Source organism: Flavobacterium taihuense (assembly GCF_019351435.1).
In the GTDB taxonomy this organism is placed as follows: domain Bacteria; phylum Bacteroidota; class Bacteroidia; order Flavobacteriales; family Flavobacteriaceae; genus Flavobacterium; species Flavobacterium taihuense.
The window spans coordinates 221,322-234,708 of record NZ_JAHWYN010000004.1 but is presented as its reverse complement, the minus strand read 5'-3'; the positions used below and the strand labels follow the sequence as shown (position 1 = coordinate 234,708).

Genomic DNA, 13,387 nt, shown 5'->3' with positions numbered 1-13,387 from the left:
GTTCAAAAGTTATAAGTTCTATAAAACGAAATACGAATACTGAACACAACTTTTGCCTAAAGCTTATAAAAAGCTTATTTTTGTGCAAAATTACAATCAAAACTTTTCATAAACAAACATTATGACATTAGATACAAAAAAAAACACATTTGTTAAATTAGGTAAATTTCTTGCGCAATTCAAAGAAGGGAATTGTTCAAAGGATGAAACTGTATTTGGCAATGATTTATTTTTTGAAAAATTTATAGATTTAATTCAGCTTTCCCAATCACATAATGGCTGGTACACCCCAGAACAAGTTTATTTCTCCATACAATCTTGGGCAGATGCCTTGACCGAAAAAAAATTATCACAATGGCTTTCCAACTACGACTTTAGCGCAGTAAAACCTAAAAAAGTAGCCTTGATATTGGCGGGAAATATTCCATTGGTTGGATTTCATGATTTTTTATCGGTTTTAATAACGGGACATGATGTTTTAGTAAAAACGTCTTCGAACGACCAACATCTTTTGCCTTTTTTGGCTAATTATCTAATTGCTTCGGAACCTGAATTGAAAAATAAAATCACATTCGTAGAAGGAAAACTAGAAGGTTTTGATGCCGTTATTGCAACAGGAAGCAACAATACAGCTCGCTATTTTGAATACTATTTCAAAGATAAGCCATCAATAATTAGAAAAAACAGAAACTCAATTGCAATATTGAATGGTAAAGAAACCAAAGCGCAAATGACGGCATTAGGCGAAGATATCTTTAGATATTTTGGTTTAGGATGTCGCAATGTTTCCAAACTTTTTGTCCCGAAAGATTATTCCTTTGAACCGTTTTTTGAAGCTATTTTCGAATACCAAGATGTGATTCATTATGAGAAATATGCTAATAATTACGACTACAACAAAGCCGTGTTCCTGATGAGTAATTTCAAACTATTGGACAATGGATTTTTGACTATAAAAGAAGATTCCAGTTATGGTTCTCCAATTACGAGTGTTTTTTACGAATATTATGAAGATTTGAAAGACTTACAAGAACGTTTAGAAAACGAAAGTCATCAAATTCAATGCATTGTGAGTAATAATCTTGTAAAAAACAGCATTGACTTTGGAACCACACAAAAACCAAATTTATGGGATTACGCAGACAATATTGATACTATATCGTTTTTGTCAACAATATAACCCAATGCTTTTATATTATTGCGAATAATTTAACGATTTTTAATCCCCTATTCCCGAAATTTGCACTTTAAATTTTTCAACACCAATTACATCTTGAAATGACCATAATTCCTAATCTCTGAATAGTATGAAAATTAGCGATTTCATCCAAAGAATAGATTGGAACAAATAAAAAACAAATAGTAACTACACCATGAAAAAACACAACTACAGCGCAGGACCTTGCATTTTACCACAAGAAGTTTTCGAAAAATCAGCACAAGCCATTTTAAATTTTAATGATTCTGGTTTATCCCTTTTAGAAATTTCGCATCGTAGCAAAGATTTTGTTACCGTAATGGAGGAAGCAAGAGCCTTAGTTTTAGAACTTTTAGACCTAACAGGAAAAGGATATCAAGCCCTGTTCCTTGGTGGAGGTGCCAGTTTAGAATTCTTGATGGTTCCTTACAACTTAATGAAAGAAAACGGAAAAGCAGCTTATTTAGATACTGGAACTTGGGCTTCAGCTGCTATAAAAGAGGCAAAAATCTTTGGAGACACTACAGTCGTAGCATCTTCAAAAGAACAAAATTACAACCATATCCCAAAAGGATACACGATACCTGCTGATGCAGATTATTTTCACTGTACGAGTAATAACACAATTTTCGGAACTCAAATGAAAGAATTCCCATCAACAAACATACCTGTTGTATGTGATATGAGTTCTGATATTTTTTCCAGAAAATTGGATTTTTCAAAATTCGATATTATTTACGCTGGCGCACAAAAAAACATGGGTCCTGCCGGAACTACTTTGGTGGTAATCAAAGAGGAAGTTCTTGGTAAAACAGGTCGCACTATTCCTAGTATGTTGGATTATGCCAAACACATCAAGGCCGACAGTATGTACAATACACCACCTGTTTTCCCTGTTTATGCCTCATTATTAACTTTACAATGGCTGAAAAACCTTGGAGGAATTGAGGCTATCGAAAAAATAAATGATGCTAAAGCGGCTTTACTTTACACAGAAATAGACAGAAACCCATTGTTCAGAGGAACAGCTGCTGTTGAAGATCGTTCTAATATGAATGCAACTTTTTTATTAAACGATGAATCACATGCAGCTAAATTTGATGAAATGTGGAAAGAAGCTGGAATTTCAGGATTGCCAGGACATCGTTCGGTTGGAGGTTACAGAGCGTCAATGTACAATGCGCTTCCTTTGGAAAGTGTACAAGTTCTTGTTGATGTGATGAAAGAGCTTGAAAAAAGTATTTAGTAAACAGATTGCAGTTTTCAGATAAAAAAGAAAAAGAAATAGCAGAAAATAGAAAACAGACAAATGAAAATATTAGCAAACGACGGAATTTCAAAAAGCGGCATTTTAGCTTTAGAAAAGGCTGGATTTGAAGTTATCACTACAAAAGTAGCTCAGGAACAAGTGGCTAATTTTGTGAACAAAAATAATATAAGTGTCATATTGGTTCGCAGTGCCACAAAGGTTCGCAAGGATATAATTGACGCTTGTCCGGGTCTTAAAATTATTGGTCGTGGTGGTGTTGGGATGGATAATATTGATGTTGAATATGCCAAAAGCAAAGGAATTCACATCATAAATACTCCTGCTTCTTCATCTGAATCTGTGGCTGAATTGGTTTTTGCCCATTTATTTACAGGAGTGCGATTTTTGCATGATTCCAATAGAAATATGCCTCTTGAAGGGGATATCAACTTTGATAGTTTGAAAAAAGCTTATGCAAATGGCATTGAACTAAGAGGAAAAACACTTGGAATCATCGGTATGGGACGCATTGGTCAAGCTACCGCAAAAATGGCTGTCGGGCTAGGAATGAAAGTCATTTATAGCGATACCCATATTCCGAAAAAAGACATAAAAATTCCATTTTTTGATGGGCAAATTATCACTATAGCTCTTCATTCTCAATCCTTAGAATCATTATTTAAGGAATCCGATTTTATTACACTACACGTACCTGCACAAGATGAATACGTTATTGGTGAAAAAGAATTGGAAATGATGAAAGATGGCGTAGGAATCGTAAACTGTGCCAGAGGTGGTGCTATTGATGAAGTAGCATTAGTAAAAGCACTGGATAATGGAAAAGTATTATTTGCCGGATTGGATGTTTATGAAAACGAACCAAACCCAGAAATTACTATTTTGATGAATCCTAAGATATCATTAACACCACATATTGGTGCTGCGACCATAGAAGCACAAGATAGAATTGGTACTGAACTCGCACATCAAATTATTAGTTTATTAAACAAATCATTAGTCAACTAAAACAACAAGCTGACTTTAAGCAACATAGTGGTAATTTATTAACTTCAATTAGTAAATTACCACTTTTTTTTAATTAAATTTGAAATCACTTTTAATTAAAAACCTATGTTTGAGCAATTAACCCAATTAGTACAACAGTTTGGACAAGAAGCAATTGTAAACAACAATGCAGTACCAAATGAACATAATGAAACAGTAATGAAAGAAGCTGAAAGTACTATCTTTTCGAGCCTACAAAAAATGGCTTCCGAAGGAGGTATCGAAAAACTTGCTGGATTACTGCAAGGTAATAATGCTCAAAACCCAACGAATCCTGCTGTTCAACAAATCACACGACAACTTACAGGAAGTTTGGGAGAAAAATTTGGTTTAAATAGTAGCGCAGCAGCTGGAGTATCCGAAAGTCTGATTCCTAATATTCTAGGTGGACTAGTAAACAAAGTCAATGACCCTAATGATAGTTTTCAAATTACTGATTTAATTGGCACTATTTCTGGTGGAGGAGCGCAAACATCTGGAATCATGGATGCTATTTCAAAATATGGAACACAATTTGGTTTAGACCAAAATGCAGATGGTAAACTAGATATGAATGATGCTATAGCAGTTAGTAAAAGTAGTGGCGGAATTGGAAGCTTATTGGGAAAGCTTTTCGGAAAATAGAATAAACTATCAATTAACATTTTAAAAAGACATTTACGATCTCGAAAATGTCTTTTTTATTATACATTAAAAACATATAGCCACAAGAAGCAAAACTGGCACCAAATCCTATTCGGTAAGTCATAAATCCCCACTAATTTTAAGCATAAAAACACTATTAATCAATACAAAAATATTAACTTTACTATATAATATAGTTGATTTTTTGTAACCAAATTAAATATCCTTACACTTATAATTTTTCTGCTTTATGATAAATCCAAACATCTGTTATTATGAGAAATTTAATTTGCATATTGATCATTCTTTCGACAGTAATAGGATGTAATACTTCTAAATCTAATGTTTCAAGTTCCGAAAAACAAAAAACAGAAGGCAATGACACCATAAAAATAGCCAATAAAGAACTGGAATATGAAGTCATTATAATTGAACCTGGTTTTGACATTTGGTTACAATCAACCGCGTTTCCAAGAGGATATTATTCACAAACATATTTAGAAACCAAAAATAATTTTTATGTTTTGGAATGGAATAATCGCGTCCATCAACCGCAAATCTATCCGCCAAGTTTATACGAAATGTCTATCGATTACAATCCAACTATTAATTATGGTTATGAAGTTAACTACCTTATTTACAATTATATGATCTACTTCCAAAACAAATACCATCAAAAACTATATGGAAATGTCCCACCAAGATAGAACCTCCAAAGGCCCACTTTGATAAACATTCTAAAATAAAATCTTGGTCCTTTCAATAATAAAACCATTCCAATTATAAAAAATCTATAAGGAAAATTTAAAACGATTAAAAAATAAAACTCATTTTAAAATTCATAAAATATCATTTTTACACAAACAACTGTTAAAACAATTATTATTAACTGTTTATTGCTATTTTTACATTTCATAGTAATTTCATTTTTAACTAATAAAAAAGTTTTCATTCGTGTTTTATACCCCCATAAAACACATTTTACAAAAGTCAATTGTACGACTTTGTAAAAAATAAAAAAAAAATCATTAATCATCACCAAATCCATTTTCTAAAACTCTTTATAATTATCTCAATAAAAAATTGTGGCATAATAATTGCAAAAGACATATAAAAAATACTCCTTATTCATTGCAAAACATATAAAAGTAAGATTAAAACAAGTGAAAAAAAATCAGTGATGAAAAAAAGCCCCATAACAAATACCTACCCCAAAATATTGTTTTTGATCTTATCCTCAAGTGTATTTTTTATTTTACTTTATATTTCGCTTTTCTTTTATACCAAACAAGTTGAAAACAATGTTTATAGACAATCGGATGAACAATATAGTAAAGAAGTAAAGAAACTATTCAATTACAATTCGCAATCCATTATAACCGCCTTAAATATTGATTCCTTTTGGGATGATTTTGTCTCTTTTTTTTCTACAAAAAACAAGAAATGGTATGATGAAAATATTGCAAGTGAACTACTTATCCATAATGGCGATTACTCTGCCGTTTATGGAACCGATAAAAAAATCCTATACAGTACAAGTACAGATGGTTTTAAATCCAATAATTTCATACCCAAAGAAGCACTTACAGCGCTAGAAAAATCAAAAGTAATTCGATTTTACATGCCTGTAAAAGAAGGGATTTTAGAAGTTTTTGGTTCAACTGTCCATCCCACTAATGATCCATCAAAAAATAAATCAAAAACTTCTGGTTATTATTTTATTACGCGATTATTAAATAAAAAATTTATATCGCAATTAGAAAAATTAACCGACTCCGAAATTGATATAAATAAAACCAATACTTTTCAACCAAAAAGTAAAAATGAGCTACAGACCATCATAATTTTAAAAAACTATAATAATGATGTAGTTTCTACCTTAGGATTCAAAAGACCTTTTGCAATTTACTTTGAAAAAATAATAACTGTTTTTTATCTGATAATATTTGTATTTGCTGTTAATCTAATACTAACACTGTTTTATACCAAAAAATGGGTTTTTTATCCTTTAAATTTAATAGCAACTGTTCTTCAAACTGGTAATAAAAAATCAATAAAAGACTTAAAAAAAACATCAAATGAGTTTGGTCATATCGCCGAACTATTTGAAATAAACGAAAAGCAGAAAAACGAACTCATAAAAGAAAAATTAAAAGCCGAAGAGAATGACAAATTAAAATCCTCTTTTCTATCTAATTTATCACATGAAATAAGAACACCAATGAATGCAATCGTTGGTTTTACTGAATTATTGATGAATACCGAAGTTGGGAAAGAAGAACAAATAGAATATTTATCAGTGGTTGACAAAAGTGGTAAAAACTTAATTGCAATCATCGACGATCTTATCGAAATGTCTAAAATTGAATCCCATCAAACAAAACCCAATTACAGCGCTGTAAACATAGAAACTTGTATTCATGATTTATACGAAAGTATTCAAATCACAACTAAAAAAGTTAAAAAGATTGATTTCAAAATTATTGAAAGTCAGAAACCTGCGCAACATCCTATAAAAACCGACGAAGTAAAACTAAAACAAATAATTACCAATCTGGTAACCAACGCACTAAAATTCACTGAACAGGGGGCTGTATCATTTGGATATGAAATAGATGAACAAAATCAACACATCAGATTCAAAGTAAAAGATACTGGTTTAGGGATTGAAAAAAACAATCAGCAATACATCTTTGACCGTTTTAGAAGAGTGGGTGGTGATCATACAATTAAAATAGGAGGACTAGGCCTTGGCCTTGCAATTTCAAAAGCCTATGTCGAAATGTTGGGAGGAACTATTTCATTAGAATCACAACTTGGAAAAGGATCCGAGTTCTACTTTACAATTCCTCTAGAATACATCAAAACTCTAAAAATTACTGTTCAGCCTGTTAATCAAAAAACAATTGACAAAGGGGATGAAGAAGGAACACTACTGATTGCAGAGGACGACAACATCAACTTCTTGCTGTTTCAAAAAATAATGAAATCTAAAAATTACAAAATAATTCGTGCCGTTAATGGCCAAGAAGCAGTAAACATTTGCCTTGAAAATCCCAATATAGATCTGGTTTTAATGGATATAAAAATGCCAATTATGGATGGATTTGAAGCTTTGGAAAAAATAGCTCCCATAAGACCTAATCTTCCAATAATTGCTCAAACAGCATTCTCATCTAATGAAGACAAAGAAAGAATTTTTAAGGCTGGTTTCACTGATTACATTACAAAACCAATAAATCGAGAACGATTATACGAGCTCATTGATGATATTTTAAAAAACAAAAAGCATTAAAAGAGTAGCAGTAGTGCCAATCGAAATTATATAAAATAAATAAGAATCAGACTAAATTCAAACATTAAAACCAGCTATATTTGCAAAAAGGAATAAATAAAAAACGATGGGATTAAAACAACGTTGGGGATTAACATCCAATTGGCAATTAGTCATCGTTTTTGTTGTTTTTGCTATTACGGGTTCTGGGTCAGCCTATTTATCCAAACCAATCTGTGTTTGGTTGGGAATAGCCAAAGACGAATTAGGGCATTGGTACACGCCTGTTAGATTATTATTAATTTTCCCTATTTACCAAATTTTATTGGTTACTATTGGTTTTCTATTCGGACAATTTAAATTCTTTTGGGCATTCGAAAAAAAAATGCTAAAAGCTATGGGTTTGGGATTTTTGTTTAAAGAGCAGAAGTAATATTTTGCTTTTGAATTATGAGTTTGGCCATATTCTAGCCTCAATTTTCTATTTTTTTCTTGCCATCGATATTAACATTGTCATTGTCAATTCTTTTTATCCAATACACATAAATCCAAGTTAGCGTAAATGAAGGCACTACATCCGTAAAAGGCAATATTTCTTCAACAAAAGTCAAAATTCCAGCTACCTTCCCTACTCTTCCCTTGTACATTTTGGTCATCAAAAAACCACCTAGTGGCGCCCAGACAACATCTGAAAAATCTCCTAACAAAGGCACAGTGAAAGATAACAAACCGATGGCATCAAACAAAATCCCTAAAATTAATTTCTTGCTTTTAATGTTTTTATTCTCAATAAATTCTATTTCATTTTCCATATCAGCAAATTAGATTCGTATAAACATACAAATCTAACCGTTTATTTCTCAGAATTTATCATATTGAAAAAATCATTTCTATTTTCTTTTTCGTCAAAAATACCTCCATATTGTATTGTTGAAGTAAAACTAGATTCATCTTTGATTCCACGACTAGAAACACACAAATGTTTGGCTTCCATAACTACAATAACATTATCTGTTTCCAATACTGCTTTGAGCTCATTAAAAATTTGCATAATCAATCTTTCCTGAACTTGAGGCCGTCTTGAATAATAATCCACAATTCGGTTCAATTTTGACAATCCAATAACTTTACCACTGGAAACATATCCAATATGTGCTTTACCTATAATTGGCAAAAAATGATGTTCACAAGTTGAATTAAAACTGATATTGGCTTCAACCAGCATTTTATCATAATTATAACTGTTATCAAAAACGGAAATTTTAGGTTTATTCTTAGGGTCCAATCCAGAAAAAATTTCTTGGATGAACATTTTTGCTACTCTATGAGGAGTCCCTTTTAAACTATCGTCTGTCATATCCATGCCCATTTCTTCCATAATACTATGAAAGTGTTTCTGAATAGACTCCATTTTTTGCAAATCAGTTTTAACAAATGCATCTTCTCTCATCGGAGTTTCAGCTGATGTCATTTGGTGATTATCACCTATCAAATCGTAAATTTCATTTTCTAACAGTATGGACATGATGTTGTTTTTTTGTTTAACAAATTTACATTTTTATTAAACAAAAATAACATCTTAACAATAATTTATAATTTATCAAACCATAAAAATTTTCTATGGTAAGATTAATTAGCAAATACTTTGTTTCTTTGTACAAACAGTTTGAAATGATACACGCAAAAAACATACATAAATATTACGATCAACTTGAAGTATTAAAAGGGGTTGATCTACACATCAAAAAAGGCGAAATTGTTTCAATTGTTGGAGCTTCTGGCGCAGGAAAAACGACACTTTTGCAAATTCTTGGAACATTGGATAAACCTAGCCCAACGAAAAAAAATGATGAAAATCAAAATTCTAAAAATGAGACTTCATTGTTCATAAACAACGAAGATATTTTGAAAATGAATGACAAATCATTATCTAAATTTAGAAACTCGAATTTGGGATTTATATTCCAATTTCATCAATTATTACCAGAGTTTACTGCTTTGGAAAATGTGAGTATTCCAGCTTTTATTGCCAATAAATCGAAAGCTGAAACCGAAAAAGAAGCCATAAAACTTTTGGATTATTTAGGATTATCTCACAGAATGCACCATAAACCAAACGAACTATCAGGAGGAGAACAACAACGTGTTGCAGTCGCACGGGCACTAATCAACAAGCCTGATGTAATTTTTGCCGATGAACCTTCCGGTAATCTGGACACTCACTCTGCCGAAAATTTACATCAACTATTTTTTCAGCTTCGTGATGAATTTGGACAAACTTTTGTGATTGTAACCCATAATGAAGAATTGGCCAATATGGCCGACAGAAAATTAGTAATGATAGATGGGCAGATTAGCACTCAGTAATCAGTTCTCGAAACGAAGTTAAAAATTAGATTAAATCAATCTCATCAATTTTCAAATCATGACAGACTATGAACTCAAATCATTTCTAGACGAGAAAGTAGCACTATACAACAATACTGATTTTATCGAGAGTGATCCTGTACAAATTCCGCATTTATTCACTCAAAAGGAGGATATTGAAATTGCTGGATTCCTGAGTGCAACTATTTCGTGGGGCAATCGTAAAATGATTATCAAGAATGCACACAAAATGATGGATTTGATGGGCAATGCACCCTATGATTTTGTAATGTCCCATCAAGAAACTGATTTGGATCGATTAGAAAATTTTGTTCATCGCACTTTCAATGGTCAAGATTTTATAGGTTTTATAAAGGGGTTACAACACATTTACCAAAATCATGGCGGATTAGAAACTGTTTTTAGTCAAAACATAAAAGGTGATGATTTACAAAATAGCATCCACCAGCTCAAAAAACATTTCTTTGAAATTCAACATCTGAATCGAACTCAAAAACACATTTCCGATCCTTTGAAAGGATCTGCTGCCAAGAGAATTAACATGTATTTAAGGTGGATGTGTCGTCAAGATAACAAAGGAGTAGATTTAGGAATTTGGAAATCAATTTCTCCCGCTCTTCTCTCCTGCCCGCTAGATGTGCATTCCGGTAATGTAGCACGCAAATTAGGGCTTTTACAACGAAAACAAAATGATGGAAAAGCGTTAACCGAATTGGATTTAAATTTAAGGAAGCTTGACCCTACTGATCCCGTAAAATATGATTTTGCATTATTTGGTTTGGGCGTTTTTGAGGGATTCTAAAACGACCAGCAGAAAATACTCTTCTATTCTGCCGCCTATCCCTTTTTTGAGTAAATCTTTTTAGTGTTAAAAAATAAAAAAATTCTTCTTTTTATTCCTTACATTCCGAATCACCTCTCTTTCAATTCATAACACATTCTTTTTTTAAAATAAATCTAGAATAATCATTATCTTTATCTATGTTTTTTTATTAAAAAAAATTAAAACTCACCATTGGCTTATCTTTTGTCATAGTATCCAAAACACTCCCTTTATTATCTTTATTAATGGATGTATTAATTTATTATTTTGTCCTAATCGTATTGCCTGTATTAATTTGTGGCTTTATCTTATTAATTGCCATTTTAATAATCAACAGATTTAGATACGATCTATTTTATCCCAAATTTGAGGCTGCAAAAAATGAAATCGACAGTTTTCTTACCAACATGATTTTTTCCCCTTTTGATGAAACTCTTTTTAAAACAGAAATTGAACAATTCAAAAAATTAATTCCATTTGAAAAGAAATGGTGCAAAAAATTAATTCTTAATGAAATCATTTTCTTAAAATTGAATCTAAAAGGTGACGTCACTAAAACGTTTCATTTCATATATGAACAATTTAATCTATTCGAATACACTAAAAAGCTTTTAAAAAGTCGTAGATTTTATTTAAAATGCATAGGAATGTACCAATTGGAATCTTTAGAATATAAAAAAGGTGTCCATTTCATTACTCCATTATTAAATCATAAAAACAGAAGCGTAAAGTCCAGTGCTTTTTTATCATTAATTTCATTAAAACCAAACAAATTAGAATCCCTAATTGATTTTTCACACCAAATTACGATTGCCGAAGAAATCAATATTATGGATATTCTGCACCAGAAAAAAACAAAAATGCCAAGTAATTTACATCAATGGATTGTTTCTGACAATATTTCTATCATCAAATTAGGTATTAAATTAATGATGTTTTACAATTATACCAATGAAAACAAAACCATTGTCGAACTATTAAAACATAATGACAAATCCGTTCGTTACGAAGCGATTACAGCAGTAAAATTTTTGTTTATTTATGAAGCCGAATCCACTTTAATTGAACAATTTATATCTGAAGACACAAAAAATAAACTGGAAATTTTTAATACACTCTCTGGAATTGGAATGACCGATTCACAGAACTTTATTGCACAATTATTAGAAAATAAAACAGCTGAAAACATCAAACTGGATGCTGTTTATTGCCTTAATAACATAAATCCTTATTATTTTGAAAATCATTTTTTAGATAATGAAGATATACAGAAAATGGTAAAACATGTTACAACTCCATATTTATAATGTTGAATAGCCTCCTAAATATTTATGCAACTTTTATAGGTTTATTTTCCTTTACCTATATCGTTTGTTATATTATATTGGCGTTGTTATCCTATTACGCCATAAAAAAGTACCTGAACACCAAACATTATATCCCAAATAATGTCATCATCAAATCCAATTATATCCCGGGTGTTTCAGTTGTTGCACCAGCATTCAACGAAGGTGCCACTGTTGTAAATAATGTAAAATCGCTACTCTCATTGACTTATCCAAAATATGAGGTCGTATTGGTAAATGATGGAAGTACTGATGATACTTTACAGAAACTAATTAATGAGTTCGATTTAGTGAAAGTTGATTTTTATTACCAAGAAAAGATAAAAACAAGTCGAGTAAAAGGACATTACAAATCTACCAATCCACTCTATTCCAGACTACTGGTAGTTGACAAAGAAAATGCAAAAAGTAAAGCGGATGCGGCCAATGCGGGAATAAATTCTACCAAATACCCTTTGTTTTTATGCACTGATGTGGATTGTATTCTAAAAAACGATACCATTATAAAATTAGCCAAACCCTTTATAGAAGCTAAAAAAAGAGTCATTGCAACTGGCGCAGGAATCCGAATATCCAATTCTTGCGAAGTAAAAGATGGTTTTTTGGTCAAAATACACTTCCCTAAAGATTGGTATCCCAGGTTTCAAGAATTAGAATATGTTCGTGCATTCCTTTTTGGCAGAATGGCTTGGAGTCAAATTAATGGTTTGTTATTGGTTTCGGGAGGATTAGGCATGTTTGACAAAGAAATTGCTATTGCAGCTGGAGGTTATTGGCATAAATCACTTGGGGAAGATATGGAATTGGTTACTCGAATGAGAAAATACATGTATGGTAACAAATTGCCTTTTTCAATTCAATACATTCCAGAATCTTTATGTTGGACAGAAGTACCTGCTACAAGGGAAGTTTTGATTCGTCAACGCGTGCGTTGGGCAAGAGGATTGGTTCAAACCTTGTACTTACATAAAAACATTTTTTTCAATCCAAAATATGGCAAAACCGGATTTCTAATATTTCCTTATTTCTTTTTCTTTGAATTTCTGATTCCTATTCTAGAATTAACTGGTGTAATTATTTTGATTCTCGGCATTTTTATTCTGAATATAAATTACATTAATTTCCTCTATCTATCCTTGGTAGTCTATTTATTCTATCTCATCATTACGTTTATCTCAATTCTATTAGACGATGTTATTTATAAAAATTATGCCAATACCAAGGAAATTATTACATTGGTATTAATGGCAATCATAGAACCTTTTTTCTATCACCCAGTAAATGTATACGCCTCATTAAAAGGGTACTATTATTTCTTCAGACAAAAAGAACAATCTTGGGGAAATATGCAACGGCAAGGATTTTCAACTGCAAAAAAAGCAAAACATTAATTTAAAGAATGCTTATCGCAAACTCAAAA

The 13,387-nt window shown here is 31.4% G+C and carries 13 protein-coding genes; 11 read left to right on the top strand and 2 right to left on the bottom strand.

What is annotated here, in order from left to right; translation table 11 throughout:
- Nucleotides 1-121 precede the first annotated feature (121 nt).
- The 7 genes from KZH69_RS06315 to KZH69_RS06285 all read left to right on the top strand — a co-directional run bounded on the left by KZH69_RS06315 (nt 122) and on the right by KZH69_RS06285 (nt 7,843).
- The gene (locus KZH69_RS06315; RefSeq protein WP_219316600.1) at nt 122-1,180 is read left to right on the top strand and encodes an acyl-CoA reductase; all 1,059 of its coding nucleotides are present in this window, start codon (nt 122-124) and stop codon (nt 1,178-1,180) included.
- Nucleotides 1,181-1,373: 193 nt separating this feature from the next.
- Nucleotides 1,374-2,444 carry a 3-phosphoserine/phosphohydroxythreonine transaminase gene (gene serC / locus KZH69_RS06310; protein WP_219316599.1) on the top strand — a complete coding sequence of 357 codons (1,071 nt, stop codon included), beginning with the start codon at nt 1,374-1,376 and terminating at the stop codon, nt 2,442-2,444.
- Between the two features lie 63 nt (nt 2,445-2,507).
- Complete coding sequence (locus tag KZH69_RS06305; protein WP_219316598.1) at nt 2,508-3,473, top strand: D-2-hydroxyacid dehydrogenase; 966 nt, start codon at nt 2,508-2,510, stop codon at nt 3,471-3,473.
- 105 nt (nt 3,474-3,578) lie between these two features.
- Nucleotides 3,579-4,136, top strand: a complete 558-nt coding sequence (locus KZH69_RS06300; protein ID WP_219316597.1) for a DUF937 domain-containing protein — start codon at nt 3,579-3,581, stop codon at nt 4,134-4,136.
- Between the two features lie 275 nt (nt 4,137-4,411).
- Complete coding sequence (locus tag KZH69_RS06295; RefSeq protein ID WP_219316596.1) at nt 4,412-4,843, top strand: DUF6146 family protein; 432 nt, start codon at nt 4,412-4,414, stop codon at nt 4,841-4,843.
- A 473-nt stretch (nt 4,844-5,316) separates the two neighbouring features.
- Entirely contained in the window at nt 5,317-7,431 is a 2,115-nt protein-coding gene (locus KZH69_RS06290) for an ATP-binding protein (RefSeq protein ID WP_219316595.1), read from the top strand.
- 106 nt (nt 7,432-7,537) lie between these two features.
- The gene (locus tag KZH69_RS06285) at nt 7,538-7,843 is read left to right on the top strand and encodes a DUF6787 family protein (protein ID WP_219316594.1); all 306 of its coding nucleotides are present in this window, start codon (nt 7,538-7,540) and stop codon (nt 7,841-7,843) included.
- A gap of 40 nt (nt 7,844-7,883) precedes the next feature.
- On the opposite strand, the gene KZH69_RS06280 is transcribed toward KZH69_RS06285, so the two are convergent.
- Together KZH69_RS06280 and folE are read right to left on the bottom strand one after the other, a co-directional pair.
- A complete protein-coding gene (locus KZH69_RS06280; protein ID WP_219316593.1) occupies nt 7,884-8,222 on the bottom strand; it encodes a hypothetical protein in 339 nt (112 codons plus the stop codon).
- Nucleotides 8,223-8,263: 41 nt separating this feature from the next.
- On the bottom strand, nt 8,264-8,935 hold the full coding sequence (gene folE / locus KZH69_RS06275; RefSeq protein ID WP_219316592.1) for a GTP cyclohydrolase I FolE: 672 nt from the start codon (nt 8,933-8,935) through the stop codon (nt 8,264-8,266).
- Nucleotides 8,936-9,081: 146 nt separating this feature from the next.
- On the opposite strand from folE, the gene KZH69_RS06270 reads away from it, so the two are divergent.
- The 4 genes from KZH69_RS06270 to KZH69_RS06255 all read left to right on the top strand — a co-directional run bounded on the left by KZH69_RS06270 (nt 9,082) and on the right by KZH69_RS06255 (nt 13,358).
- Nucleotides 9,082-9,777 carry an ABC transporter ATP-binding protein gene (locus KZH69_RS06270; RefSeq protein ID WP_219316676.1) on the top strand — a complete coding sequence of 232 codons (696 nt, stop codon included), beginning with the start codon at nt 9,082-9,084 and terminating at the stop codon, nt 9,775-9,777.
- Between the two features lie 58 nt (nt 9,778-9,835).
- Nucleotides 9,836-10,600 carry a TIGR02757 family protein gene (locus tag KZH69_RS06265; protein WP_219316591.1) on the top strand — a complete coding sequence of 255 codons (765 nt, stop codon included), beginning with the start codon at nt 9,836-9,838 and terminating at the stop codon, nt 10,598-10,600.
- 266 nt (nt 10,601-10,866) lie between these two features.
- Nucleotides 10,867-11,928 (top strand): HEAT repeat domain-containing protein, encoded by a 1,062-nt coding sequence (locus tag KZH69_RS06260; protein WP_219316590.1) that lies wholly within the window; start codon nt 10,867-10,869, stop codon nt 11,926-11,928.
- Entirely contained in the window at nt 11,928-13,358 is a 1,431-nt protein-coding gene (locus KZH69_RS06255; protein ID WP_219316589.1) for a glycosyltransferase family 2 protein, read from the top strand. The genes KZH69_RS06260 and KZH69_RS06255 overlap by 1 nt, the downstream gene beginning before the upstream one ends.
- Nucleotides 13,359-13,387 lie beyond the last annotated feature (29 nt).

What these genes read in the sequence shown, in the direction of transcription:
- KZH69_RS06315 (WP_219316600.1), top strand. Translation starts at nt 122, where the DNA reads ATGACATTAGATACAAAAAAAAACACATTTGTTAAATTAGGTAAATTT.
- serC (WP_219316599.1), top strand. Translation starts at nt 1,374, where the DNA reads ATGAAAAAACACAACTACAGCGCAGGACCTTGCATTTTACCACAAGAA.
- KZH69_RS06305 (WP_219316598.1), top strand. Translation starts at nt 2,508, where the DNA reads ATGAAAATATTAGCAAACGACGGAATTTCAAAAAGCGGCATTTTAGCT.
- KZH69_RS06300 (WP_219316597.1), top strand. Translation starts at nt 3,579, where the DNA reads ATGTTTGAGCAATTAACCCAATTAGTACAACAGTTTGGACAAGAAGCA.
- KZH69_RS06295 (WP_219316596.1), top strand. Translation starts at nt 4,412, where the DNA reads ATGAGAAATTTAATTTGCATATTGATCATTCTTTCGACAGTAATAGGA.
- KZH69_RS06290 (WP_219316595.1), top strand. Translation starts at nt 5,317, where the DNA reads ATGAAAAAAAGCCCCATAACAAATACCTACCCCAAAATATTGTTTTTG.
- KZH69_RS06285 (WP_219316594.1), top strand. Translation starts at nt 7,538, where the DNA reads ATGGGATTAAAACAACGTTGGGGATTAACATCCAATTGGCAATTAGTC.
- KZH69_RS06280 (WP_219316593.1), bottom strand. Translation starts at nt 8,222, where the DNA reads ATGGAAAATGAAATAGAATTTATTGAGAATAAAAACATTAAAAGCAAG.
- folE (WP_219316592.1), bottom strand. Translation starts at nt 8,935, where the DNA reads ATGTCCATACTGTTAGAAAATGAAATTTACGATTTGATAGGTGATAAT.
- KZH69_RS06270 (WP_219316676.1), top strand. Translation starts at nt 9,082, where the DNA reads ATGATACACGCAAAAAACATACATAAATATTACGATCAACTTGAAGTA.
- KZH69_RS06265 (WP_219316591.1), top strand. Translation starts at nt 9,836, where the DNA reads ATGACAGACTATGAACTCAAATCATTTCTAGACGAGAAAGTAGCACTA.
- KZH69_RS06260 (WP_219316590.1), top strand. Translation starts at nt 10,867, where the DNA reads ATGGATGTATTAATTTATTATTTTGTCCTAATCGTATTGCCTGTATTA.
- KZH69_RS06255 (WP_219316589.1), top strand. Translation starts at nt 11,928, where the DNA reads ATGTTGAATAGCCTCCTAAATATTTATGCAACTTTTATAGGTTTATTT.